Genomic DNA, 23,353 nt, shown 5'->3' on the forward strand with positions numbered 1-23,353 from the left:
GCGGTAACCCGGCGGCCGGCCTGGCACCTATGCTGCGGGCCAGTCACCGAAAGAAGCCCATGCCCGCCTGGAAGCCCCGCCTCACCGCCCTGAGCCTCGCCCTGATGGCTGTCGCAACCGTGCAGGCCGCCGATGAGCCAAAAAGCAAGAAATGGGACGTCAACAACCCGCCCGGCGAGAAGCTGACGGTCAATATCGACACCCGCAGCGGCACCTGGATGAGCGTCGACGTCAGCCCCGACGGCCAGCAGATCGTCTTCGACCTGCTCGGCGATCTCTACCTGCTGCCCATCGCCGGTGGCGAGGCCAAGCCGCTGACGCACAGCATCGCCTGGGAGATGCAGGCCCGCTTCTCGCCCGATGGCAAGCGCCTGGCCTTCATGAGCGATGCCGGCGGCGGCGAAAACATCTGGACGATGGACCTGGATGGCACGAATGCCAAGGCGCTGAGCAGCGAGGATTTCCGCCTGCCCAACAACCCGGTCTGGCACCCCAGTGGCAACTACATCGCGGCGCGCAAGCACTTCACCGGCACCCGTTCGTTGGGCTCGGGCGAGATCTGGTTCTACCACCTGGGCGGCGGCAAGGGCGTGCAGCTGAACGAGAAGCCGAACTGGCAGAAGGACCTCGGCGAGCCGGCCTTCTCGCCCGATGGCAAATACCTCTACTACTCGCATGACGCGACGCCCGGCCGCCAGTTCGAATACAACAAGGACGCCCACCAGGGCATCTTCAAGATCTTCCGCATGGACCTGCAGGACGGCTCGGTCGAGCCCTTCGTGGCCGGCAGCGGCGGCGCGGTGCGGCCCACGCCGTCGCCGGATGGGCGTTACCTGGCCTTTGTGCGGCGCGTGCGCATGCAAAGCACGCTGTTCCTGAAGGACCTGAAGACCGGCGAGGAGTTCGCGGTCTGGGACAAGCTTGAGCGGGACATGCAGGAGTCCTGGTCGGTGCACGGCCTGTATCCATCGTTCGCCTGGCTGCCGGACGCCAAGTCCCTGGTCGTCTGGGCCCAGGGCAAGATCTGGCGCGTCGATCCGTTCAAGAAGACGGCCGTCGAGATTCCCTTCCATGTGAAAGACACGCGCGAGGTCCGCAAGGCGCTGCGCAACGAGGTGGCGGTGGCGCCCGAGCAGTTCGACGTCAGGCAGCTGCGCTGGCCGGCCGTATCGCCGCAGGGCGACAGGGTCGTCTATTCGGCGCTGGGCTATCTCTACGTGAAGGACTTGCCGAACGGAACGCCGCGGCGTTTGACGAAGCAGGACGATCACTTCGAGTTCTTCCCCAGCTGGTCGCGCGACGGCCGCGAGCTGGTGTTCACGGCCTGGAACGATACATCTCTCGGCACCGTGCGCAAGCTCGATCTCGCCACCGGCCGGGAGACGGTGCTGACCCCGGCACCCGGCAAATACACGCAGCCGCAATTCGCGCCGGATGGCAGGGCCGTGACCTACGTCAAGCTCAAGGGCGGCTACCTGACCTCGCCCTGGCATGGGCTGGAGACCGGCGTCTATCTGGTCGGCAGCGATGGCAAGTCGGCCCCGCAACGGGTGGCCAAAGAGGGCTCGGCGCCGCAGTTCGGCAAGCGCTCCGATGAGCTGTTCCTGACACGCCGTGGCGTCAACAACGAGGTCGATCTCTACAGCAAGCTGGTGCGCATCGATCTTGCCGCCGACAAGAAGGAGACCGAGGTCGCCAAGAGCGAGTTCGCGACCGAGTTCGCGCTGTCGCCCGATGGGCAGTGGCTGTCGTTCATCGAACGTTTTCATGCCTACGTCACACCGCTGCCTCCGGTCGGCAAGTCCATCAGCATCAGCCCGAAGATGGATGGGCTGCCGGTGCGCCAGCTGGACTCGACCGCCGCCGAGTACCTGCGCTGGTCCGGTGACAGCAGCAAGCTCTACTACGCGCTGGGTGACGAGCTGTTCACGACCGAGCTGAAGAATGCCTTCGCCTTTGTGCCTGGCTCTCCGAAGGACTTGCCCAAGCCGACCGAGGCCGGCCTGAAGATCGGCTTCAGCCAGACCGCCGACAGGCCGCGCGGCCTGACCGCGATCACCGGCGCGCGCATCGTCACGATGAAGGGCGACGAGGTGATCGCCAATGGCGTGATCGTTATCGACGGCAACCGCATCCAGGCCATTGGCTCCGCCGGCGCGGTGGCGATTCCGGCCGGCGCGACGCGTATCGATGCCAGCGGCAAGACCATCATCCCGGGCCTGGTCGATGTGCACTGGCACGGCACCATGGGCGAGGACGACATCATTCCACAGCAGAGCTGGGTCAACTACGCCTCGCTGGCCTTCGGCATCACCACCCTGCATGACCCGTCCAACCGCAGCGGGCAGATCTTCACCCAGGCCGAGATGCAGCGGGCCGGCCTGGTGGTCGGGCCGCGCATCTATTCGACCGGCAATGTGCTGTATGGGGCCAAGTCGCCGCAATCGGCGGTGATCAATTCCTTCGATGACGCGCTGGCCCATCTGAAGCGGCAGAAGGCGCTGGGGGCGGTCACGGTGAAGAGCTACAACCAGCCGCGGCGTGAGCAGCGCCAGCAGATAGTTGCCGCCGCGCGCGACACCGGCATGATGGTGGTGCCCGAGGGCGGCAGCCTGTTCCAGAACAATATGACCATGGTGGTCGATGGTCACACCGGCGTCGAGCATGCGTTGCCGGTGGCCCGCACCTATGACGACGTCAGGCAGCTGTGGAGCCAGACCCAGGTGGGCTACACACCGACGCTGGTGGTGGCCTTCGGCGGCCTGGACGGCGAGCATTACTGGTACGCGATGACCGATGTGTGGAAGCATCCGATCCTGTCGAAGTTCGTACCCCGCTCGGTGCTGGAGCCGCGCAGTGTGCGTCGCGAGCTGGCGCCGGTCGGCGACTACAACGTCATCGAGGTGGCCAAGACCGCCACGGCGCTGCAGCGCGCCGGCGTGCCCGTGAATATCGGCGCCCACGGCCAGCGCGAGGGCCTGGCCGCGCACTGGGAGATGTGGACCTTTGGCCTGGGCGGCATGAGCCCGCTGGAGGCCCTGCGCACGGCCACGATCAACCCGGCCCGCTACCTGGGCATGGACCGCGACATCGGCTCGCTGGAGGCCGGCAAGCTGGCCGATCTGGTGGTGCTCGACGGCGATGTGCTGGCCGACATCCGCCAGTCCGACCGCATCCGCCAGGTGATGATCAACGGCCGCTTGTACGAGCTGCCGACGATGAACGAAGTCGGTGCCCGCAGCAAACCGCGCAAGCCGTTTTTCTTCGAGAGTGCGGACGGTAGCCAGGTGCCGGTCAGCGACGAGGGGCTGGGCGACAGCGTCAGCGACGGCCACGGGCACTGAAATCGGGGTGGGCCGGGCGCAGGGCTTCGGGTAGAGTCAGCGCAGACTCCGAGAGCCCGATTGAGGCATGCCCGATGAAGCGCGATGACTTGGATGGCGAGGTGCTGTGCCCGGCTCCCGAGCAGCTGGAGCTGGTGCTGGCGCGCATCGAGAGCAGCGCCGCCTTCCGCGGCTCGGCGCGGCACCGTGCGCTCTTGCGCTACCTGGTCACGCGCTCCGTGCAGGGCGACGCCTCGGCGCTGAAGGAGACGGTGATCGCGCTGGAGGTGTTCGAGCGCCCGGCGGCCAGCTTCGATCCGCGGCTGGACAGCATCGTGCGCGTCGAGGCGCGGCGTCTGCGCCTGCGCTTGAGCGAGTTCTTTGCCGGCGAAGGGCGCGAGCTTTCGCTGCGCATCACGCTGCCGGTGGGCAGCTATGTGCCGGTGCTCGCCAGCGTCGAGGTCCGCGAGCCGGAGTCCGCCACGCGTCGGGCCCGTGATCTGGTCGAGCGCGGCGAGCATTTCCTGCGTCTGCCGCTGACCCAGGCCACGTTGGAGCAGGCCCTGGAGCGCTTCGACATGGCGGTGCGCGAGTCCCCAGGCCATGCGCCTGCCTACGTCGGCCTGGCCCGGGCCTGGTTCAATCTGGCCAGCGGCTGGTACCACCCGCCGGCGGTGGCCTCCGAGCATGCGGCCGAGGCCTTGCGCCAGGCCCTGGTGCTCGATGACACGAATGCCGTCGCCCATGCGCTGCTGGGGGCGATCCAGCACCAGTTCGAGCACGACTGGGAGGGCGCACAGCGCAGCTTCCGGCGCGCCGTCGAGCTGGCGCCGCAGGTGGCTTTCGTGCACTCCGCCTACGGCCGGCATCTGGTCGCGCAGGGCCTGCTGGATGAGGCCGAGCGCGAGCTGCTGCTGGCCCGCAACCTGGACCCGCAGTACCTGAACACGCGGCTGCACATGGTCAACCTGCGCATCGGCCAGGCCAGACTCGATGATGCCGAGCGCGAGATCGAAGGCGCCACTGACCTGGCCCCGGACAATATGGCGCTGGAAGGGCTGCGCGGCCTGCTGGCCCTGCAGCGCGGCGACGGTGCGGCGGCGTTGCGCCACTATGGCCGTTGCTGCGAGCTGTTGCCGGACCATGCGGGCTGCCAGGCCAGCCTGGCAGCGGCCCAAGCCTTTGCCGGCGATCAGGCGGGGTCCGACGCCACGATGGCGCGCCTGCAGGGGCGAGCGGTGCCGCCCTATATCCGGGCCATTGTCGACACGCGCAGCGGCAGGCTGGCGCAGGCCTTGGCCCAGCTGCGCAGCGCGGTGCTGGAGCGTGACCCAAACATCGTTTTCGTCCGCGTGGACCCCAGCTTCCAGCGTATGCATGGAGAGCCGGCCTGGCGGGAGCTCTTGGCCAGCATCAAGCCTCGACCCGCCGACTGAAACGGCTGCCGAGAAGCACCAGGCCCGCCAACAGCAGGGCCGAGCCCGGCAGCTCCGGCACCGCACTCAACACACCGATGGAGATCACTCCGCGCTCGGCATAGGTGCCGGTGCCGACATTGGCCTCGACCAGGCTGTAGCCATCGGTCAGGCCGTTGACGGTGCCGTCGGCGGTGAAGAAGGCAATGCGGCCGCCGCCGCCGTTGTAGCCGCCGCCTTTCGCGTGCACGGCGGCCTGCTGCGGGCCGAACTGATCGAGCGTGATGCTGGCCGCATGCAGCAGCAGGCCGCCGCCCGATCCACCGCCGCCGTAGTAGCCGAACACATCGCCGCTGAGGCCGCCGTAGCCACCGTTGGCCAGCAGCTGGCCGGTGATGGTCACGTCAATAAAACTGATCGCCCCCAGCTCGATGGCGCCGCCACCGCCGCCACCACCACCGCCGCCACCCCAGGCGCTGCCCGAGCCGCTGCCGCCGCTGCCGGCCTCCAGGGTCTGGCCCAGATTGCCATAGGTCGGCCCGTAGCCGGCCTCGACCGGATGCAGGCCCTTTCCGCCATAGCCGCCGCCAACGCCTATCGTGCACTGGCACAGGCCCCACCAACCGGTGCTTGGACCGGCGCCAGGGCCGAAGCCGGTGAGGCCCGGGCCGCCGGTGGCGCCGTTGCCACCATCACCCCCACCCGCGCTGCCCGCATTGCCCGCCGCGCCCGCACCGCCTGGGCCGCGGAAGATGCCGTCCACGCCGTTCAAGCCGCTGGCATCGACAATGCCGGCCAGGCTGACGCTGCTGCGCGACAGCAGCGCCAGCGGCTGGCTGCCGGTGACGCGCACGGTGACGCCCGCCGCAATGCTGATCGCATCGAAGTCCAGCACACCGACGCTGGGGTTGAAGTCGCTGGCCTGGGCGCGGTTGACGCCGGTAAACAGCACGGTGTTGGCCGCATCCATCAGCACCGGCGCGCCACCCGCGCCATCGGTGATCAGCTGGTAGCTGCCGCTGACCAGGTTCAGCGTGCCCAGCGAGGCGACCGAGAACGGGTCCATCGGCGCGGCTGCGGCCAAGCCGGTCTGAAGGACCAGGGCAAGACCTGCCCACTTGTGATGTAGCGCCATGTTCGACTCCTGTTGTGTGGAGCCAAGGCTAGGGGCGCGCTGCGGCGGCCGCAACAACGGGCAGGTGACATCGGGGTGACATGACGGGGCTCAAGGCTCGGACTTGTCTGCCTGGCTCGCCCGGGCTTACAGTGGGCCATCCACACACGAACGATTGGGAGCCACCTCATGCTGAATATCCTGCTGCCGTCCGACGGTTCCGAACTGGCCCTTGACGCCGTCCACCATGTGCTGCGGCTGGCGCAGGAGGGACTGCAGGTCAGCGTGGTGCTTGCCAATGTGCAGGAGCCCACCTATCTGTACGAGATGGTGCTGGCGCCCGGCGCCGAACTGCTGGAGGCCAGTCTGGCCGCCGGCATGCATGCCCTGGAGCCGGCCCAGGCCCTGCTGGATGCGGCAGGGCTGCCCTATGAAAACGAGGTCGGCAGCGGCGACCCGGCCCACACCTTGCTGGACATTGCCGAGCGCTATGGCTGCGACGTGATCGTGCTCGGTGCGCGCGGCATCGGCGGCCTTCGCGACGCGCTGCTGGGCTCGGTGTCCAAGACCCTGCTGCATGACGCGACTATCCCGGTCACTGTGGTCAAGCATGCCGAGCCAGCGGAATCAGCCGAGGAGGCCGAGGCCGGGGCCGAAATCGAGTCTTAGGCCTTGCCCTGGCTGGCCACTGCCGCGGCTGCCTTGGCCGCGGCCTCGGCGTCACCCAGGTAATAGCTCTTGATCGGCTTCAAATCGGCGTCCAATTCATAGACCAGCGGAATGCCGTTGGGGATGTTGACGCCGACGATCTCGTCGTCACCGATCTTGTCCAGGTACTTGACCAGCGCGCGGATGCTGTTGCCGTGCGCGGCGATCACCACTCGCTGGCCGCTCAGAATCGCCGGGGCGATGCTGTCGTTCCAGGCCGGCAGCACGCGGGCCACGGTGTCCTTCAGGCATTCGGTCAGCGGCACCTGGGCCGGGTCCAGCTTCTCATAGCGGCGATCCGAGCGCTCGCTGCGCGGGTCGCTGGCGTCCAGCACCGGCGGCGGCGTGTCATAGCTGCGGCGCCAGACCAGCACCTGCTCGTCGCCATACTTCTTCGCCGTCTCGGCCTTGTTCAGGCCCTGCAGGCCGCCGTAATGGCGCTCGTTGAGCCGCCAGTCCTTGACCACCGGCAGCCAGGTGCGGTCCATCTGGTCCAGGCTGTGCCACAGGGTCCAGATCGCGCGCTTGAGCACCGAGGTGTAGGCGATATCGAAGTCCAAGCCGGCTTCCTTGATCAGCCGACCCGACTGCTTGGCCTGCTCGACGCCGGTGGCCGTCAGGTCCACATCGGTCCAGCCGGTGAAGCGGTTTTCCAGATTCCAGGTCGATTCGCCATGGCGGATGAGCACGAGCTTGTACATGGGCAGGGGGGCTTGAGTGGGTTGAGAGGCGATTTGCGCCCACTTGATTGATGGGCGAAGCGCGAATTCTATAATCCGCGCTTCTCTCACCCTGGACGGCGCACCTGTGAAGTTTCTTCTCGACAACTGGATGTTGGTTTTGATGGCGGTCGCTTCGGGCTCGATGCTGCTGTGGTCCACGTTTGGCCGCGGTGTCGCTGGCGGTGCGGTTTCCACCGCCGAGGCTGTGCGCCTGATCAACCGCGAAAAGGCGGTGCTGATCGACGTCTGCGAGCCGGCCGAATATGCCGCCGGCCATGCCATCGGTGCCAAGAACGTGCCGCTTGCCACAATCGACGGCGCCAAGAACCTGCCCTCGAACAAGGCCCTGCCCCTGGTGGTGATGTGCGCGACCGGCGCACGCGCCACGCGCGCCGTCGCTATGCTGAAAAAAGCGGGTTATGCGAACGTGCAGCCCGTGTCGGGTGGCCTGGCGGCCTGGCGCGAAGCCAATCTGCCGATCGAAAAGGTGTAATCGCCTTTCGCTGGAAAACCGCCGCCTGACCGTTTTTTTGCCGATCGAATCGAGGTTTTGTTGATGGCTGCCGTGAAGATGTACACCACCCAGGTCTGCCCTTATTGCATACGGGCCAAGTCCTTGCTCAAACAGCGCGGCGTGGACCAGATCGAAGAAATCCGTATCGACCTCGACCCGGTGCAGCGCAACGAGATGATGGCGCTGACTGGCCGGCGCACCGTGCCGCAGATCTTCATTGGCGACACCCATGTCGGGGGGTGCGACGACCTGATGGCACTCGATCAGCGCGGCGGATTGCAGGCGCTGCTGCAGGCCTGAGCGGCATACAGGGGCGCCCCGGCTCGATTTCAAGGGCGGGCAGACCCCCAGCAAACTGTCATTGGGCCTGGGTGATAATCCCGCGCTCTGCCGTGCCTTCCCATTTGAAAGAATTCCATGTCCGACGACAACAACACCCCCGTGTTCCAGATTCAGCGCATGTACCTGAAAGACATGTCGCTGGAGCAGCCGAATTCGCCCGGCATCCTGCTGGAGCAGACCCAGCCCCAGGTTGACATCAACCTGAACCTGGCCGCCGAGCCGGTGGCCGACGGCATCTTCGAAGTGGCCGTCACCGCCACCGTCACGACCAAGGTCGGCGACAAGACGCTGTTCCTGATCGAAGCCAAGCAGGCCGGTATCTTCGAGATCCGCAATGTGCCGGCCGAACAGCTGGAAGGCATCATCGGCATCGTCTGCCCGCAGATGATCTACCCTTACCTGCGCGCCGTGGTGTCGGACATCTGCACCCGTGCCGGCTTCCCGCCGGTGCTGCTGTCGGAAGTCAACTTTCAGGCCATGTTCGAAGCGCAGCAGCAGCAACGCGCTGCGATGGCCGCCGGCGCCGACGCCACGTCGCTGCCGAACTGAGCTGATCCCAACACGCCGGCCCAGCGCCGGCGTTTTGCCGCATGAATATCAGCATTCTCGGGGCCGGCGCCTGGGGTACGGCCCTGGCCGTGCAGGCCAGTGCGCGCCATGACGTCTGCCTGTGGGCGCGCGACGCGGCCTGGGTCGAGCAGGCGCGCAGCAGCCGCCTCAACGAGCGCTATCTGCCCGGGGTGGTCCTGCCTCAAGGCCTGACCCCTACAGCTGATCTTGCTGCTGCCATTGAACATGCGCAGGGCGGCCTGATCATCGTCGCCACACCGATGGCCGGCCTGCGCGGCATGCTGAAGCAGCTGCCCGATGGCGCGTCCGTGCTGTGGCTGTGCAAGGGCTTCGAGGCCGGCACCGGACTCTTGGGCCATGAGATCGCCCGCGAGGTGCAGCCCCGGCTGCGCGTGGGCATTCTGTCCGGGCCGAGCTTTGCCCAGGAAGTGGCCGCCGGCCAGCCGACCGCCCTGGTGGCGGCCAGTGCCGATGCCGAGCTGGCGCAACTGGCCGTCGATGCCTTTCACAGCGAGCGCCTGCGCGTTTACACCTCCTGCGATCCGGTGGGGGTGGAGGTCGGCGGTGCGGTAAAGAATGTGATGGCCATTGCCGTGGGCCTTGCCGATGGCCTGCGCTTGGCGGCCGAGGCGGCCGATGACGTGTCTGCCGCGCCGGGTCTGAACGCCCGCGCTGCGCTGATCACCCGCGGCCTGGCCGAGATGATGCGGCTGGGCCAGGCGCTGGGCGCACGGACCGAGACCTTTATGGGCCTGTCCGGCATGGGCGATCTGGTGCTGACCGCCACCGGCGATCTGTCGCGCAACCGCCAGGTCGGCCTCTTGCTGGCCCAGGGGCTGAGCCTGGACGCCATCCTCAAGCGGCTGGGCCATGTGGCCGAGGGCGTCTACAGTGCCGCCACCGTCCTGGCCCGTGCGCGCAGCAAGGGCGTGGACATGCCCATCACCGAGGCCATGGTAGCCGTGCTGCAGGGGCAGCTGACGCCGCAGGCGGCCCTGGATCTGCTGATGGGGCGGCAGGCACGCGCAGAACACTGAAGCGCTGCATGGGCGGCGCGAACTGGAGAAGAAATCAATGCAACGTCGCCATTTCCTGCATACCGCCGCGGCCGGCGCTGTGGCCCTGAGCACACCCGCCTGGGCCCAGGCCTGGCCCTCCCGCCCCATCAAGCTGTTGGTGCCGTTCCCGGCCGGCAGCTCACCGGACCTGATCGCCCGTGCCGTGGCCGAGCCGCTGGCCGCCGCACTCGGTCAGCCGGTGGTGGTGGACAACCGCCCGGGCGCCGGTGGCAATGTGGGCACCGGCATGGTGGCCAAGGCCGAGCCCGATGGCTACACGTTTCTGTTCACCATCCAGGGCCCGCTGGTGACGGCGCCGCTGCTGAGCAAGCAACTGGGCTATGACCCGATCAAGGAGCTGGCGCCGGTGACCCTGGTCGCTACCTCGCCGAATCTGTTGGTCGTCGATCCCAAGCTCGGCGCCAGTACGCTCGCCGACTTCGTGCGCATCGCCCGCGAGCAAAAGGGCAAGCTGAACTACGGCAGCGTCGGCAATGGCAGCGCCTCCCATCTGGCGATGGAGCTGTTCAAGACGCGCAGCGGCGCCGATCTGCTGCATGTGCCCTACCAGGGCTTCCCTCAGGTGGTCAATGCCATCCTGGCTGGCCAGGTGCAGGCCGGCTTCATGGTGCCTGGCATCGCGATGGGCCAGGTGCGCGCCGGCAAGCTGAAAGCCCTGGGCGTGACCACGCTGGGCCGCGTCGGCGCACTGCCCGAGATCCCGACCCTGGCCGAGCAGGGGTTTGCCAATTTCGAGGCCATCTCCTGGCAGGCCGTGCTGGCCCCGGCCAGGACGCCTCAGGCCATCGTCAACCGCGTCTCGGCCGAGCTGGTGCGCATCATCAAGAGCGACGAGGTGCGCACCCGCATGCTGAGTCAGTACTTCAGCGCCGCCGGCACCACGCCTGATGCGCTGGCGGCCTTGATCAAGAGCGAGCGCGACAGCTGGGCCAAGGTGATCAAGGCGGCGGGGGTCAAGCCGGAATAATGTGGCCGACGGCCCCGGATTTCATCCGGGCTAATGTGATCAGCTCGTAGCCCGGACGTAATCCGGGACTGCCGTTGAGCGACTGCGCGCCAGACCCAGCACCGCCAGGCCCAGGCCGAGCAGCGCATAGCTGCCCGGCTCCGGCACGGCGCTGGGGCCGAAGGTTGCCATCAGGTCCGAGGCCTTCGTTGTGCCGATGTTGGCAACGTCCATCAACGAGGTTTCGTTGTAGTAGACGGCGCTGGTGTCCATCAGGATGAAGTTCGATGACTCGCCCGGTGCCAGCGAGCCGGCGCCTGAGGCGGCCGACAGGAAATTGAAGTTGATATAGCCCTTGCCGATGCTGGCGCCGCCGTACATGCGCGCGCTAGCCGGGCCCACATCGCCCAGGCCGTCGATGCGCCAGTTGGCATTGAACTCCGGCGCATAGAACTCGCCGATGCGGAACACGCCCAGGGCGCCGCTCGAGTTCGGGTCATTGAAGATGCGCCAGTAGAAGTCCAGCGTGCCGTCCAGGTCGCTGCGCACCACGCGCGACTGGATCTTGCCCGAGATGCCCAGGGCGGCAATGCTGAAGTCGCTCATCTTGTCTTCCAGCACCACGCCGGCCAGTTGCGGCTCTGCTGCCGATGTGGTGCCGGGCAGGGCGAGGGTGGTGTCATAGACCAGGGTCACGGCCTGGGCGGTGTGCAGGGACAGCGCTAGCGCGGCGCTCAGAAGCAGGCGTTTCATGGGGGCTCCCCAATATGGATGGCAAGGTGTCTGCACTGTGCGCGCTGCGCCCCCCCGACGGCTATCGTGTGATCTAGGGATAGCCCCACACTTGAGGGGGGAGTCAGGTGGCGCCGTTGTAGCCGTTCTGCCTCCAGCCCTCGAACACCGCCACTGCCACGCTGTTGCTGAGGTTCAGGCTGCGCTGGCCCGGGCGCATCGGCAGGCGCACGCGCCGGGCGGCGTTGAAATGTTCACGTATCGCCTCGGGCAGGCCGGCCGTCTCCGAGCCGAACACCAGATAGTCGCCCGGCTGCCAGGCTACCTCGGCGAAGGGCCGCGAGCCGCGGGTGGTGAAGGCGAACATCCTGGCGGCGTCGGGTCGAGCCACCGTGATGAAGGCTTCCCAATTCGCATGCCGCAGCACGGCCGTGTACTCGTGGTAGTCGAGACCTGCGCGCTGCAGCAGCTTGTCCTCCATCGAAAAGCCCAGCGGTTCGATCAGATGCAATGTGCAGCCGGTGTTGGCGGCCAGGCGGATGATGTTGCCGGTGTTGGGCGGAATCTCGGGGTGCACCAGCACGATGTTGAACATAGGGTCTCTCAGGGTGGCAATGGCGTGCGCGCGATTATCCAGGCCTGCACATGGATGACCCCGGCGGCCCTGAGCACCCGGGCAAGTTCACGCAGCGTGGCGCCGGTCGTCATGACGTCATCGACGAGGGCCACCGAGCGGCCGCGCAGCTCGGCCAGGCGCAGCGGCTCGACGGCAAAGGCGCCACGCATATTGGAGGCGCGCTGTGCGGCCGGCAGGGCGATCTGGTGCGGGGTGTCGCGCAGGCGCAGCAGCAGCCGCGCGTCACAGCGCAGCCCGCGGCGGCGGGCCATGCGGCGTGCCAGCTCCCAGCTCTGGTTGTAGCCGCGCTCGCGCAGGCGGGGCAGGGCCAGCGGTACCGGCAGCAGCCAGTCGGGGGCCGGGGGGCGGGCGTCATCGAGCGCCGCGTCGAGGCGGTCGAGCAGCAATTCGGCCAGTTCGGGCCGGCCACCAAACTTGAACTGTTGCAGCAGCTCGTTCCAGGGGAAGCCATAGTCGACGCCGGCCACGCTCAGGTCCAGCGCGACCTCCTGACCCAGGCAGGCGCCGCAGCGCCGCACACCGCCTGGCACAGGCAGCGCGCAGCCGAGGCAGCGCGGTTGGGATCCGGCGTGCCGGCGCAGGCAGTCGCCGCACACCGCCGCTAGGCAGGCGCCATGGCAAAGCGCACACAAGGATGGGCACAGGCCCAGCCAGTGCCGCCATCGGCCTTGGACCGAGGGCGGGATTGTGGGGGCGGCGGGCGGCTGGGACACCGTCTCAATATACTGCCGGCCATGACCGACACGACCCCCCGCCACGGCGGCAATCCGTTGCTGGACCCGCGCGCCGTGGCCAGGCAGCTGCGCCGCCTGGCCGCTCTGCCGCAAGCCCCCTGGCTGCATGCCGATATCGCGCGCCGCATGGCCGAACGCCTGGGGGTGATCAAGCTGCAGCCTGCCGTGCTGCTGAACTGGTGGGGGTTTCTGGGCGACAGCCGCGAGGCGCTGAGCCAGGCCTATCCGAAGGCGAAGCAGGTCTGGGTCGAGCCCACCGAGGCCTTGCGCCTGCGCAGTGCCGAGCTGGTGCGCCGCTCCTGGTGGGCCGCCCTGATGGGCGGCGCGCCGGCCATCGAGGTGCAGGCCGAGTCGGCGTTGGTGCCCGGGGCGGCGCAGATGCTCTGGGCCAATATGGTGCTGCATGCCGCGCCCGATCTGCCGACCCAGCTGCGGCGCTGGCAGGCCGCGCTGGCCGTCGATGGTTTCGTGATGTTCTCCTGCCTGGGCCCGGACAGTCTGCGCGAGTTGCGTCCCGTCTATCGCGCCATGGGCTGGGGCGCACCGCTGCAGGACTGGGTGGACATGCATGACATCGGCGACATGATGGTCGAGGCCGGTTTCGCCGATCCGGTGATGGATCAGGAGCGCATTAGCCTGACCTGGGCCACGCCCGCGGCCCTGCTCAAGGACCTGCGTCTGCTCGGCGGCAATGCGGCGCCGCTGCGCTTCGAGGGCCTGCGCACGCCGCGCTGGCGCGCCAGGCTGGAGCAGGCGCTGCTGCCGCTGGCCGGACCGGACGGCCGCTTGTGGTTGAGCCTGGAGGTGATCTACGGTCATGCCTTCAAGGCCGCACCGCGGCTGCGCATGGCGCAGGAGGTGAGTCTGTCGGCCGAGAGCCTCAGAAGCATGGCCAAACAGGGCGCAAAGCGCCCGGCATGAGCACAAACCCGGTGCGTGCGGCGAAAACGCCGCATCGGCATGCGGTCGGTGCGCTCGCGTACGCTAAAATCGCGAACTTGCCGAAATGGTCGGGGCTCAGCTGGCGAGAATGTACCGGCCCGGCAGCCGGCCGGGCTTGAGCTGGATCAGGACCTTGTTGCGGGCACCGGTCGGTACTTGCGGGCAGAAGGATTGAAATACGAGGTGCGGGTTTGCCGATCGTTGTCGGCAGATCCGGTCATTGCAGATGGGCCAAGTGCCATGACGAGAAGCGGGGCGCCATGTGCGCCCCGAACTTCGGTGGGCTTGGGGAGCGAATACGGAGGCTGGGATGGCCAGAGGCGGGCGCGCAGCCCGGCTGGGTCTTGCCGGGCTGTGGGTTGGAATTGAAACAGAAGTGACGACCATGAAGACGATGAACGTACTTGAAGTCGGGCGCAGGCTGGGGCAGCTGGGGGTGACCCTGGGCGCGACGCTGGCGACGCATGCGGCCCTGGCGGTGGGCGATCTGCCCGGCGGCCCGGCGGTCAATCAGATCGATCTGCACCCGCCGGTGACCAAGATCGCGACCGAGCAGATGTGGCTGCACAACTTCATGATGATCATCTGCCTGGTGATCTTCGTGGCCGTGTTCGGCGTGATGTTCTATTCGATCTTCAAGCACCGCAAGTCCAAGGGCGCGGTGCCGGCCAACTTCCATGAGAGCGTCAAGGTCGAAGTGGCCTGGACGCTGACCCCCTTCATCATCGTCATCTTCATGGCCCTGCCGGCCACCAAGGTGGTGGTCGCGATGAAGGACACCACCAATGCCGACCTGACCATCAAGGCCACCGGCTACCAGTGGAAGTGGGGCTACGACTACCTGAAGGGCGAGGGCGAAGGCCTGGGCTTTCTGTCGACCCTGGACACCGCCCAGCGCGAAATGTCCAACGCCGGCAAGCCCGAGGGCGACAACTACCTGCTGAAGGTGGACAACCCCCTGGTCGTGCCGGTCGGCAAGAAGGTGCGCATCATCACCACCGCCAACGACGTGATCCACGCCTGGATGGTGCCGGCCTTCGGTGTGAAGCAGGATGCCATCCCCGGCTTCGTGCGCGACACCTGGTTCCGCGCCGAGAAGACCGGTGACTTCTACGGCCAGTGCGCCGAGCTGTGCGGCAAGGAGCACGCCTACATGCCCATCCATGTGAAGGTGCTGTCGGCTGCCGACTACTCCGCCTGGGTCGATGGCAAGAAGAAGGAAATGGCTGCCAAGGCCGATGATCCGGCCAAGGTCTGGAAGCAGGAAGACCTGGTCGCCCGTGGCGAGAAGGTCTATGCCGCCAACTGCGCCGCCTGCCACAAGGCCGACGGCAAGGGTGCCGGCCCGATCAAGGCGATCGACGGTTCGCCGGTGGTGCTCGACGAAGACAAGCTCAAGCAGGTTGCGGTGTTGTTGAACGGCCAGAACAATGGCGCGATGCCGGCGTGGAAGCAGTTGAGCGACACCGAGATTGCCGCCGTCATCACCTACACCAAGAACAGCTGGTCCAACAAGACGGGCCAAGCGGTGCAGCCGGCCGAAGTGCTGGCCGCCCGCAAGTGACCGTCTGAACGTCGAGAAAAGGAAACAACATGAGTGCAGTGCTTGACCATCATGGTCACGACGTTCATGACCACGATCATGATCACCACGCCCCGAGCGGCTGGCGCCGCTGGGTCTTCGCGACCAACCACAAGGACATAGGTACGCTGTACCTGCTGTTCTCGTTCACGATGCTGATGATCGGCGGCGTGCTGGCTCTGTGCATACGCGCCGAGCTGTTCCAGCCGGGTCTGCAGTTCTTCAATCCGGAACTGTTCAACCAGTTCACGACGATGCACGGCCTGATCATGGTGTTCGGCGCCATCATGCCGGCCTTCGTGGGCTTCGCGAACTGGATGATTCCGCTGCAGGTGGGCGCGGCCGACATGGCTTTCGCGCGCATGAACAACTTCAGCTTCTGGCTGCTGATTCCGGCGGCCCTCATGCTGGTGGCCAGCTTCTTCATGCCCGGTGGCGCCCCCGCCGCCGGCTGGACGCTGTACGCCCCGCTGACCCTGCAGATGGGTCCGTCGATGGACGCCGGCATCTTCGCGATGCACATCATGGGTGCATCGAGCATCATGGGCTCGATCAACATCATCGTCACCATCCTGAACATGCGCGCGCCCGGCATGACCCTGATGAAGATGCCGATGTTCTGCTGGACCTGGCTGATCACCGCCTATCTGCTGATCGCCGTGATGCCGGTGCTGGCAGGCGCGATCACCATGACCTTGACCGACCGCCACTTCGGGACTTCCTTCTTTGTCGCGGCAGGCGGCGGTGATCCGGTGATGTACCAGCACATCTTCTGGTTCTTCGGTCACCCCGAGGTCTACATCATGATCTTGCCGGCCTTCGGCATCGTCAGCCAGATCGTGCCGGCCTTCTCGCGCAAGAAGCTGTTCGGCTACGCCTCGATGGTCTATGCGACGGCCTCGATCGCCATCCTGTCCTTCATCGTCTGGGCCCACCATATGTTCTCCACCGGCATGCCGGTGACGGGCCAGCTGTTCTTCATGTATGCGACGATGCTGATCGCCGTGCCCACGGCCGTGAAGATCTTCAACTGGATCGCCACGATGTGGCGTGGCTCGATGACCTTCGAGACACCGATGCTGTTCGCGGTGGGCTTCATCTTCGTGTTCACGATGGGCGGCTTCACCGGCCTGATCCTGGCCATGGCGCCGGTGGACATCCAGTTGCAGGACACTTACTACGTCGTTGCCCACTTCCACTATGTGCTGGTGGCAGGCTCGCTGTACGCGCTGTTCGCCGGCGTCTATTACTGGGGGCCGAAGTGGACTGGCGTGATGTACTCCGAGACCCGCGGCAAGATCCACTTCTGGGGTTCGTTGATCTTCTTCAACGTCACCTTCTTCCCGATGCACTTCCTGGGTCTGGCCGGCATGCCGCGCCGCTATGCCGACTACCCGATGCAGTTCACCGACTTCAACGCGATCGCCTCGGTGGGCGCCTTCGGCTTCGGTCTGATGCAGGTGTACTTCTTCCTGTTCGTCGTCGTGCCGATGATGCGCGGCAAGGGTGCCAAGGCGCCCCAGCGCCCCTGGACCGACCCGGACGGCAAGGGTGCCGAAGGCCTGGAGTGGGAAGTTCCCTCGCCCGCGCCCTTCCACACCTTTGAAACCCCGCCCAAGCTGAATGCGGCGGCAACCAGGATCATCGGTTGATGATCAACAGCGAGGCATCCGTCATGAGCACTGAACAGCAACGCAAGAACAATCTGCGTCTGGCCCTGATCCTGGCCTCGGTGGCCGCGGTCTTCGCCATCGGCTTCGTGACCAAGATCGTCTTGCTCGGTTCCTGACATCCATGGGCACTTTCAGCATCAGCTCCGGCCTTCGCGGCGACAACCTGCGCATGGTGGGCAAGCTCGCCGTCGTGGCGGCGCTGATGTTCGGCTTCGGCTACGCGCTGGTGCCGATGTACAAGGCCATCTGCACGGCCCTGGGCATCAATGTGCTGTCGCTCAGCGAGCGCCAGCCGGGCGCTTCAACCGCGAACGGCCAGAACAGCCAGATCGACTACAGCCGCAGCATCAGCATCGAGTTCGACGCCAATGCGCGCGGCCCCTGGGCGTTCAAGCCGGCGGTGAACACGCTGAACGTGCATCCGGGCGAGCTGACCACCGTCATGTACGAGTTCCGCAACACGCAGGACCGTGTCATGTCGGCGCAGGCGATTCCGAGCTATGCACCGAAGCAGGCCACGGCTCACTTCAACAAGTTGGAGTGCTTCTGTTTCAATGAATACACCTTGCAGCCGGGCGAGGTGAAGCAGTGGCCGGTGGTGTTTGTGGTTGATCCGAAGCTGCCCCGCGATGTGAAGACCATCACCCTGTCCTACACCTTCTTCGAGGTGCCGGGCAAGAACGTGAAACAAGGCCAGGCGCCCAAGCTCGAAGCGGAGCCGCGCACATGAGCAGGCCTGGTCAGGATTTGAAGGAAGCCGCGGCGCGCCCGGGCTCGTTTTTGCAGACCCTGCGCGCGGTCGCATGGTCTTTTTTTGGCGTGCGACGTGGCGCCGGATATGAAGAGGATGTTGCCAAGCTCAACCCGGTGCATGTGATCATCGCCGGGGTGATAGGGGCAGCACTGTTTGTGCTGGCGCTGGTGCTGGTGGTCAATTGGGTCATCGGCAGCGGCGTCGCCGGCAGCTAACAATCAGTTTGAAGTCTTAGGTTCGAGGAGAAATCATGTCGGCAGCGACAACACCTGGCCAAACGCCGTATTACTTTGTGCCCGCGCCTTCACGGCATCCGGTCATGGCCGCCTTTGGCCTGCTGCTGGTGATTCTTGGCGCAGGCCAGTGGATCAACGGCCATCAGTGGGGTGCCTATTCGCTGGGCGCCGGCCTGATCTGGTGGGCCTTTGTGCTCAAGCAGTGGTTCGGTGAGGCGATTCACGAGAGCGAGTCCGGTCTGTACAGCGACCGCATCGATGTCTCCTTCCGCTGGAGCATGAGCTGGTTCATCTTCTCCGAAGTGATGTTCTTCGCCGCCTTCTTCGGCGCACTGGGCTGGGCGCGGATGTCCTCGGTGCCCAATCTGGGCAACATCGAGAACATGCTGCTGTGGCCCGACTTCAAGTCCATCTGGCCCAGCGTTGCCGCCGGCTTCACAGCCGCCCCGGCCGGCGTGGTCGAGCCCTTCACGACCATGGGCCCCTGGCCGCTACCGACCATCAACACGGCGCTGCTGCTGACCTCGGGCGTGACCCTGACGATTGCGCACCACGCGCTGATCGCCGGCCAGCGCAGCAAGACCATCGCCTGGATGTGGATCACCGTGCTGCTGGGCGTTACCTTCCTGGGCGTGCAGGGCTATGAATATGCCCATGCCTACAAGGACCTGAACCTGAAGCTCAGCTCGGGCATCTATGGCTCGACCTTCTTCATGCTGACCGGTTTCCACGGCTTCCACGTGTTCGTCGGCATGCTGATGCTGCTGTTCATCACGCTGCGCCTGCAAAAAGGCCACTTTACCCCCGAGCGCCACTTCGGCTTCGAAGGTGCGGCCTGGTACTGGCACTTCGTGGACGTGGTCTGGCTCGGCCTGTACATCATCGTCTACTGGATGTAAGCGCTTCAGGTGGGTCCCATGGGCCCGCCGCCATGAGAAAAGCGCCGCTGACAGCGGCGCTTTTTCGCTTGGGTGTTGGTCGGGTTCTTCAGCGTCCGGCGGGTATGCCCGTCGGCTGTATCCATCCCAGCTTGTAGCTCAGCAGAATGAACAGGAACAGCGCCACCGACAGGCCGACCCGCAGCGCCAGCGCCCGCGCCATGCCGCCCGGCTTGTTCTTGCCGCTGCGCTTGAGCATGAACAGGCCGGCAGCGGCCAGGGCCACGAGGATGCCGACCAGGATGAGCACGATGATGATCTTCATGGGGCTTGATTATTCCACCCCGGGGCTGTGGGCGCCGAGATGAGCAAGGCCCCCTCATCGCGCGCCTGGGTCGTGCTGCTCGCCGCGCTGCTGGCCGTGGCCCTGACCGCCCGCCTGGGTTTCTGGCAGCTCGACCGCGCTGCGCAGAAGCAGGCCATGCAGACGCGGCTGGACGAGCGCGCCCAGTTGCCGGAACTGAAGCCATCCGAGCTGGCGCTGAATGCGGCCGCAGCGCCGGTCCAGTACGAACGCCATGTGCGCGTGCGGGGCCGCTGGCTGACCGACAAGACCGTCTTTCTCGACAACCGGCCGATGGCGGGCCGGGTCGGTTTCTATGTGCTGACGCCGCTGCTGCTGGACGATGGCACACCGCTGCTGGTGCTGCGCGGCTGGGCGCCCCGCAATGCGGCGCAGCGTGCCGAGTTGCCGGCGTTACCGACACCGGCCGGCCTGGTCGAGGTCTGGGGCAAGCTTGGCCCCACGCCGTCAAGGCTGTATCAGTTCGGCGCGGCCGAGTCAGGAACCATCCGGCAAAATGTGGACCTGAGCGACTTCGCCCGCGAGACCGGGCTGGCGCTGCGGCCGCTGGTGCTGCAGCAGCTGGCCACCCCGGCCGATAGCAGCGACGGGCTGCTGCGCCAATGGCCTGCACCGGCGGTGGACATCCACAAGCACTATGGCTATGCCTTCCAGTGGTTCGCGCTGAGCACACTGCTGGTCGGTCTGTACATCTGGTTCCAAATCATCCAACCCCGCCGCAAAGGCCGTATCCCTTCATGAGCACCGACCCTGAAGCTGTTTCGATGACCGTGCACAGCCAGCCGACGTCGGCCTCTCTGGTGAGCCCGGAGCGCACACGAGGCGGACGCATCCGCATGCTGTTGATCATGGCCGCCTGCGCCGCGCCGGTGATCGCCTCCTATTTCACCTTCTTCGTCATCCAGCCCAAGGGCCAGGCCTATAGCGAACTGATCACGCCGATGCGTGACCTGCCGCCGGACCTGCCGCTGCAGGACCTTCAAGGCAAGCCGGTGCAGGCCGCATCGCTGAAGGGCCAGTGGCTGCTCATCGCCGTGCAGGGTGCGGCCTGCGACGCGGCCTGCGACAAGCAGCTGTTCATGCAGCGCCAGCTGCGCGAGATGCTGGGCAAGGAGCGCGACAAGCTGGACAAGGTCTGGTTGATCCCTGACTCGGAGCCGGTTTCGGCCGCTGCACTGCAGGGCCTGAACCAGGGCGCCGACGCCACCGTGCTGCGCGTGCCCAAGGCGGCCCTGGAGACCTGGCTGGCGCCGGCTGCCGGCCACCAACTGAATGAGCATCTGTTCGTCGTCGACCCGATGGGCAACTGGATGATGCGCACGCCTGCGCAGGCCGAGCCGGGCAAGGTCAAGCGCGACCTGGACCGCCTGCTGCGCGCCGCCGCCAGCTGGGACCGGGCAGGGCGCTGAGCGATGGCGGACGCTGGATCTGCTGTGTCACCGCTGCTGAGCATGGCCGCCCTGGGCCTGCTGCTGGCCGCCGGGCCGCTGCTGTGGCTGCAGCTGCGCCATCGCGGCGCGGCACCCACCAGACGCCTGCGCGCGCTGACGCTGCTGACCCTGTTCCTGACCTTCGACCTGGTGCTGTTCGGCGCCTTCACCCGTCTGACCGATTCGGGTCTGGGCTGCCCCGACTGGCCCGGCTGCTATGGCAGCGCCAGTCCCCTGGGTGCCACTGCCCACATCGATGCGGCGCAGAGCGCCATGCCCTCCGGCCCGGTCACCCACGGCAAGGCCTGGGTGGAGATGATTCATCGCTACCTGGCCACCGCCGTGGGCGTGCTGCTGCTGGCACTGTGCGCGATGACCTGGAGATTGCGGACTCGCGCCGGCCCGCTGCTGTCGCCCTGGTGGGCCACGGCCACCCTGGTCTGGGTCTGTGTGCAGGGCGCCTTTGGCGCGCTGACGGTGACGATGAAGCTGTTCCCGGCCATCGTCACGATGCATCTGCTGGGCGGTATGTTGCTGCTGATGCTGCTGGCCGTGCAGGCCCAGGCCTACGAGCCCAGGCCACTAAGCATGGCCCGTGGATTGCGCCGCGCCGTCTGGGCCATGCTGGGCCTGAGCCTGCTCCAGGTCGCGCTGGGCGCCTGGGTCAGCACCAATTACGCGGTGCTGGCCTGCACCGACTTCCCGACCTGCCAGGGCCGTTGGTGGCCCGAGACTGACTTCGAACACGGCTTCGCGCTGTGGCGCGAGCTCGGTGTCGGCAAGGACGGCGGCTGGCTGCCCTTTGCCGCGCTGACGGCCATCCACCTGACCCACCGCCTCGGCGCTGCCGTGGTGCTGACCGGGTTGCTCGCCCTGGCCTGGGCGCTGCAACTGTCGCGCAACCCCGACCTGAAGCCCTGGGCCCTGCGCCTGGCCCTGGTTGCGCTGTGGCAGCTGGCGTCTGGCCTGTCCAATGTGGTGCTGGGCTGGCCGCTGATCGCGGCCGTGGCCCATACCGGCGGCGCCGCCGCCCTGCTGGTGCTGCTGACCTTGCTGCTCACACGGGTCCATCAGTCGGCCCACCGCACGCTTTCGTAGAATCGCCTCCTCATGTCCTCGACCACCCTGCCTCCCCAGACCACGGCCTCGCGCTTCCGCCAGTACTACGAACTGACCAAGCCGCGCGTGGTGCAGCTGATCGTGTTCTGCGCGGTGATCGGCATGGCCCTGGCCGTGCCGGGTGTGCCCAGCGCGGCGGAGTTTGGCGTGGCCCTGGCCGCCACCGTGGGCATCTGGCTGGTGGCCGGTGCCGCGGCGGCCTTCAACTGCCTGGTCGAGCAGCAGATCGACGCGAAGATGAAGCGCACCGCCTGGCGCGCCACCGCCAAGGGCCAGCTGAGCCAGATGCAGGCGCTGCTGTTCTCGGCCGTGTTGTGCAGCCTGGGCATGGCCATCCTGCTGATCTGGGTGAATGCGCTGACGATGTGGCTGACCTTCGCCACCTTCATCGGCTATGCGGTCATCTACACGGTGATCCTGAAGCCGATGACGCCGCAGAACATCGTCATCGGCGGCGCCTCGGGTGCGATGCCTCCGGTGCTGGGTTGGGCCGCGCTGCGCGGCGATGTGGGCTACGAGGCCCTGCTGCTGTGCCTCATCATCTTTCTGTGGACACCGCCGCATTTCTGGGCCCTGGCCCTGTACCGCACCGAGGACTATCGCAAGGCCGGCCTGCCGATGCTGCCGGTCACCCACGGCTCGGAGTTCACCCGCCTGCATGTCTTCCTGTACACGCTGATACTGCTGGCCGCCACCCTGCTGCCCTTCATGACCGGCATGAGCGGCTGGCTCTATCTGGTCAGCGCGCTGGTGCTGGGCCTGGGCTTTTGTGCTCACGCCTTCGCGCTTTGGCGCAACTACTCGGACGCGCTGGCGCGCAAGACCTTCTGGTTCTCCATCTGGCATCTGTCGCTGCTGTTTGCCGCGCTGCTGCTGGACCACTATCTGATCAACTGAAAGCCCGCATGAACCTCAGACGCAAGATTTTGCAGGCCGCCTTGTTGATGGCTTTGCTGCCCGGCCTGGCTGCTTGCGACAGGCTGGGCCTGGGCGGCGCCGGCAACAAGCCGGTGTTCAAGGGCGTGGACATCACCGGCGCCGAGTACGCGCGCACGCTCAATCTGAGCGATCAGATGGGCCAGCCGCGCACGCTGGGTGACTTCAAGGGCAAGGTGGTGGTGGTGTTCTTCGGCTACACCCAATGCCCCGATGTCTGCCCGACCACGTTGGCCGAGTTGGCCCAGGTGAAGAAGGCACTGGGCGCCGACGGCGAGCGGGTGCAGGGCGTGTTCGTGACGATTGACCCCGAGCGCGACACCGCCGAGCTGCTGAAGGCCTATGTGGCCAATTTCGACCCTGGCTTTGTGGCCCTGCGCGGCACGCCCGACCAGACCGCGGCCGTGGCCAAGGAGTTCAAGGTCTTCTTCGCCAAGGTGCCCGGCAAGACGCCGGAGAGCTACACCATGGACCACACGGCTGCCAGCTTCCTGTTCGATGCCCAGGGCAAGGTGCGCGTGTTCTCGCGCTACGGTGCCGGCGCCCAGGTGCTGGCCGACGATCTGAAGATCCTGCTGGCCGAGAAGACCTGAGGGCGCGCGA

The 23,353-nt window shown here is 66.5% G+C and carries 26 protein-coding genes; 20 read left to right on the forward strand and 6 right to left on the reverse strand.

The features are described from left to right. Positions 1–59: 59 nt before the first annotated feature. Together DES47_RS12980 and DES47_RS12985 are read left to right on the forward strand one after the other, a co-directional pair. Complete coding sequence (locus DES47_RS12980) at positions 60–3,344, forward strand: amidohydrolase family protein (protein WP_133701126.1); 3,285 nt, start codon at positions 60–62, stop codon at positions 3,342–3,344. 74 nt (positions 3,345–3,418) lie between these two features. Next, complete coding sequence (locus DES47_RS12985; RefSeq protein WP_133701127.1) at positions 3,419–4,759, forward strand: tetratricopeptide repeat protein; 1,341 nt, start codon at positions 3,419–3,421, stop codon at positions 4,757–4,759. Here DES47_RS12985 and DES47_RS12990 read toward each other — a convergent pair. After that, positions 4,737–5,873 carry a hypothetical protein gene (locus DES47_RS12990; RefSeq protein WP_133701128.1) on the reverse strand — a complete coding sequence of 379 codons (1,137 nt, stop codon included), beginning with the start codon at positions 5,871–5,873 and terminating at the stop codon, positions 4,737–4,739. The two genes, DES47_RS12985 and DES47_RS12990, sit on opposite strands and share 23 nt — an antisense overlap. A 168-nt stretch (positions 5,874–6,041) precedes the next feature. On the opposite strand from DES47_RS12990, the gene DES47_RS12995 reads away from it, so the two are divergent. Beyond that, positions 6,042–6,521: a universal stress protein gene (locus DES47_RS12995; protein WP_133701129.1), complete on the forward strand. Its 480-nt coding sequence runs from the start codon at positions 6,042–6,044 to the stop codon at positions 6,519–6,521. Here the strand turns inward: DES47_RS12995 and gpmA are convergent. Continuing rightward, positions 6,518–7,261 carry a 2,3-diphosphoglycerate-dependent phosphoglycerate mutase gene (gpmA, locus tag DES47_RS13000; RefSeq protein ID WP_133701130.1) on the reverse strand — a complete coding sequence of 248 codons (744 nt, stop codon included), beginning with the start codon at positions 7,259–7,261 and terminating at the stop codon, positions 6,518–6,520. The two genes, DES47_RS12995 and gpmA, sit on opposite strands and share 4 nt — an antisense overlap. Positions 7,262–7,367: 106 nt before the next feature. Here gpmA and DES47_RS13005 point away from each other — a divergent pair, with 106 nt between their 5' ends. The 5 genes from DES47_RS13005 to DES47_RS13025 all read left to right on the forward strand — a co-directional run bounded on the left by DES47_RS13005 (position 7,368) and on the right by DES47_RS13025 (position 10,754). Beyond that, on the forward strand, positions 7,368–7,775 hold the full coding sequence (locus DES47_RS13005; RefSeq protein ID WP_133701131.1) for a rhodanese-like domain-containing protein: 408 nt from the start codon (positions 7,368–7,370) through the stop codon (positions 7,773–7,775). Positions 7,776–7,838: 63 nt separating this feature from the next. Further along, positions 7,839–8,096 (forward strand): glutaredoxin 3, encoded by a 258-nt coding sequence (gene grxC, locus DES47_RS13010; protein ID WP_133701132.1) that lies wholly within the window; start codon positions 7,839–7,841, stop codon positions 8,094–8,096. A 117-nt stretch (positions 8,097–8,213) separates the two neighbouring features. Beyond that, positions 8,214–8,687 (forward strand): protein-export chaperone SecB, encoded by a 474-nt coding sequence (gene secB, locus DES47_RS13015; RefSeq protein ID WP_133701133.1) that lies wholly within the window; start codon positions 8,214–8,216, stop codon positions 8,685–8,687. Positions 8,688–8,728: 41 nt separating this feature from the next. Further along, positions 8,729–9,745, forward strand: coding sequence for an NAD(P)H-dependent glycerol-3-phosphate dehydrogenase (locus DES47_RS13020; protein ID WP_133701134.1), 1,017 nt, complete (start codon positions 8,729–8,731; stop codon positions 9,743–9,745). 37 nt (positions 9,746–9,782) lie between these two features. Continuing rightward, the gene (locus DES47_RS13025) at positions 9,783–10,754 is read left to right on the forward strand and encodes a Bug family tripartite tricarboxylate transporter substrate binding protein (protein ID WP_133701135.1); all 972 of its coding nucleotides are present in this window, start codon (positions 9,783–9,785) and stop codon (positions 10,752–10,754) included. 39 nt (positions 10,755–10,793) lie between these two features. On the opposite strand, the gene DES47_RS13030 is transcribed toward DES47_RS13025, so the two are convergent. The 3 genes from DES47_RS13030 to DES47_RS13040 all read right to left on the reverse strand — a co-directional run bounded on the left by DES47_RS13030 (position 10,794) and on the right by DES47_RS13040 (position 12,632). Further along, the gene (locus DES47_RS13030) at positions 10,794–11,486 is read right to left on the reverse strand and encodes a PEP-CTERM sorting domain-containing protein (RefSeq protein ID WP_133701136.1); all 693 of its coding nucleotides are present in this window, start codon (positions 11,484–11,486) and stop codon (positions 10,794–10,796) included. 103 nt (positions 11,487–11,589) lie between these two features. Beyond that, positions 11,590–12,060, reverse strand: coding sequence for a tRNA (uridine(34)/cytosine(34)/5-carboxymethylaminomethyluridine(34)-2'-O)-methyltransferase TrmL (gene trmL, locus DES47_RS13035; protein WP_133701137.1), 471 nt, complete (start codon positions 12,058–12,060; stop codon positions 11,590–11,592). A gap of 8 nt (positions 12,061–12,068) precedes the next feature. Then, entirely contained in the window at positions 12,069–12,632 is a 564-nt protein-coding gene (locus tag DES47_RS13040) for a ComF family protein (RefSeq protein WP_133701138.1), read from the reverse strand. A 204-nt stretch (positions 12,633–12,836) separates the two neighbouring features. On the opposite strand from DES47_RS13040, the gene DES47_RS13045 reads away from it, so the two are divergent. The 7 genes from DES47_RS13045 to DES47_RS13070 all read left to right on the forward strand — a co-directional run bounded on the left by DES47_RS13045 (position 12,837) and on the right by DES47_RS13070 (position 18,922). After that, the gene (locus DES47_RS13045; protein ID WP_133701139.1) at positions 12,837–13,757 is read left to right on the forward strand and encodes a class I SAM-dependent methyltransferase; all 921 of its coding nucleotides are present in this window, start codon (positions 12,837–12,839) and stop codon (positions 13,755–13,757) included. 406 nt (positions 13,758–14,163) lie between these two features. Further along, positions 14,164–15,342 carry a cytochrome c oxidase subunit II gene (coxB, locus tag DES47_RS13050; RefSeq protein ID WP_133701140.1) on the forward strand — a complete coding sequence of 393 codons (1,179 nt, stop codon included), beginning with the start codon at positions 14,164–14,166 and terminating at the stop codon, positions 15,340–15,342. Positions 15,343–15,371: 29 nt separating this feature from the next. Then, on the forward strand, positions 15,372–17,012 hold the full coding sequence (gene ctaD, locus DES47_RS13055; RefSeq protein WP_133701141.1) for a cytochrome c oxidase subunit I: 1,641 nt from the start codon (positions 15,372–15,374) through the stop codon (positions 17,010–17,012). Between the two features lie 23 nt (positions 17,013–17,035). Then, positions 17,036–17,149 (forward strand): cytochrome oxidase small assembly protein, encoded by a 114-nt coding sequence (locus tag DES47_RS29315; RefSeq protein ID WP_243748290.1) that lies wholly within the window; start codon positions 17,036–17,038, stop codon positions 17,147–17,149. A 5-nt stretch (positions 17,150–17,154) separates the two neighbouring features. Next, positions 17,155–17,763, forward strand: coding sequence for a cytochrome c oxidase assembly protein (locus tag DES47_RS13060; RefSeq protein ID WP_133701142.1), 609 nt, complete (start codon positions 17,155–17,157; stop codon positions 17,761–17,763). Continuing rightward, positions 17,760–18,002 (forward strand): DUF2970 domain-containing protein, encoded by a 243-nt coding sequence (locus DES47_RS13065; protein ID WP_133701143.1) that lies wholly within the window; start codon positions 17,760–17,762, stop codon positions 18,000–18,002. The genes DES47_RS13060 and DES47_RS13065 overlap by 4 nt, the downstream gene beginning before the upstream one ends. Before the next feature lie 35 nt (positions 18,003–18,037). Continuing rightward, positions 18,038–18,922 (forward strand): cytochrome c oxidase subunit 3, encoded by an 885-nt coding sequence (locus tag DES47_RS13070; protein ID WP_133701144.1) that lies wholly within the window; start codon positions 18,038–18,040, stop codon positions 18,920–18,922. 88 nt (positions 18,923–19,010) lie between these two features. Here DES47_RS13070 and DES47_RS13075 read toward each other — a convergent pair whose 3' ends face one another. Beyond that, the gene (locus DES47_RS13075; protein ID WP_133701145.1) at positions 19,011–19,226 is read right to left on the reverse strand and encodes a DUF2909 domain-containing protein; all 216 of its coding nucleotides are present in this window, start codon (positions 19,224–19,226) and stop codon (positions 19,011–19,013) included. A 39-nt stretch (positions 19,227–19,265) separates the two neighbouring features. On the opposite strand from DES47_RS13075, the gene DES47_RS13080 reads away from it, so the two are divergent. From DES47_RS13080 to DES47_RS13100, 5 genes are read left to right on the forward strand one after another with little or no spacing between them, the layout of a single operon-like run. Continuing rightward, on the forward strand, positions 19,266–20,006 hold the full coding sequence (locus DES47_RS13080) for an SURF1 family protein (protein WP_133701146.1): 741 nt from the start codon (positions 19,266–19,268) through the stop codon (positions 20,004–20,006). Beyond that, a complete protein-coding gene (locus DES47_RS13085) occupies positions 20,003–20,674 on the forward strand; it encodes a thioredoxin domain-containing protein (RefSeq protein ID WP_133701147.1) in 672 nt (223 codons plus the stop codon). Before DES47_RS13080 ends, DES47_RS13085 begins: the two co-directional genes overlap by 4 nt. A gap of 3 nt (positions 20,675–20,677) precedes the next feature. Then, entirely contained in the window at positions 20,678–21,793 is a 1,116-nt protein-coding gene (locus tag DES47_RS13090) for a COX15/CtaA family protein (protein WP_133701148.1), read from the forward strand. 12 nt (positions 21,794–21,805) lie between these two features. After that, a complete protein-coding gene (gene cyoE / locus DES47_RS13095) occupies positions 21,806–22,711 on the forward strand; it encodes a heme o synthase (protein ID WP_133701149.1) in 906 nt (301 codons plus the stop codon). Positions 22,712–22,719: 8 nt separating this feature from the next. After that, a complete protein-coding gene (locus DES47_RS13100) occupies positions 22,720–23,343 on the forward strand; it encodes an SCO family protein (protein WP_133701150.1) in 624 nt (207 codons plus the stop codon). Positions 23,344–23,353: the final 10 nt, after the last annotated feature.

Source organism: Roseateles toxinivorans, assembly GCF_004362525.1.
Lineage (GTDB): Bacteria > Pseudomonadota > Gammaproteobacteria > Burkholderiales > Burkholderiaceae_C > Paucibacter > Paucibacter toxinivorans.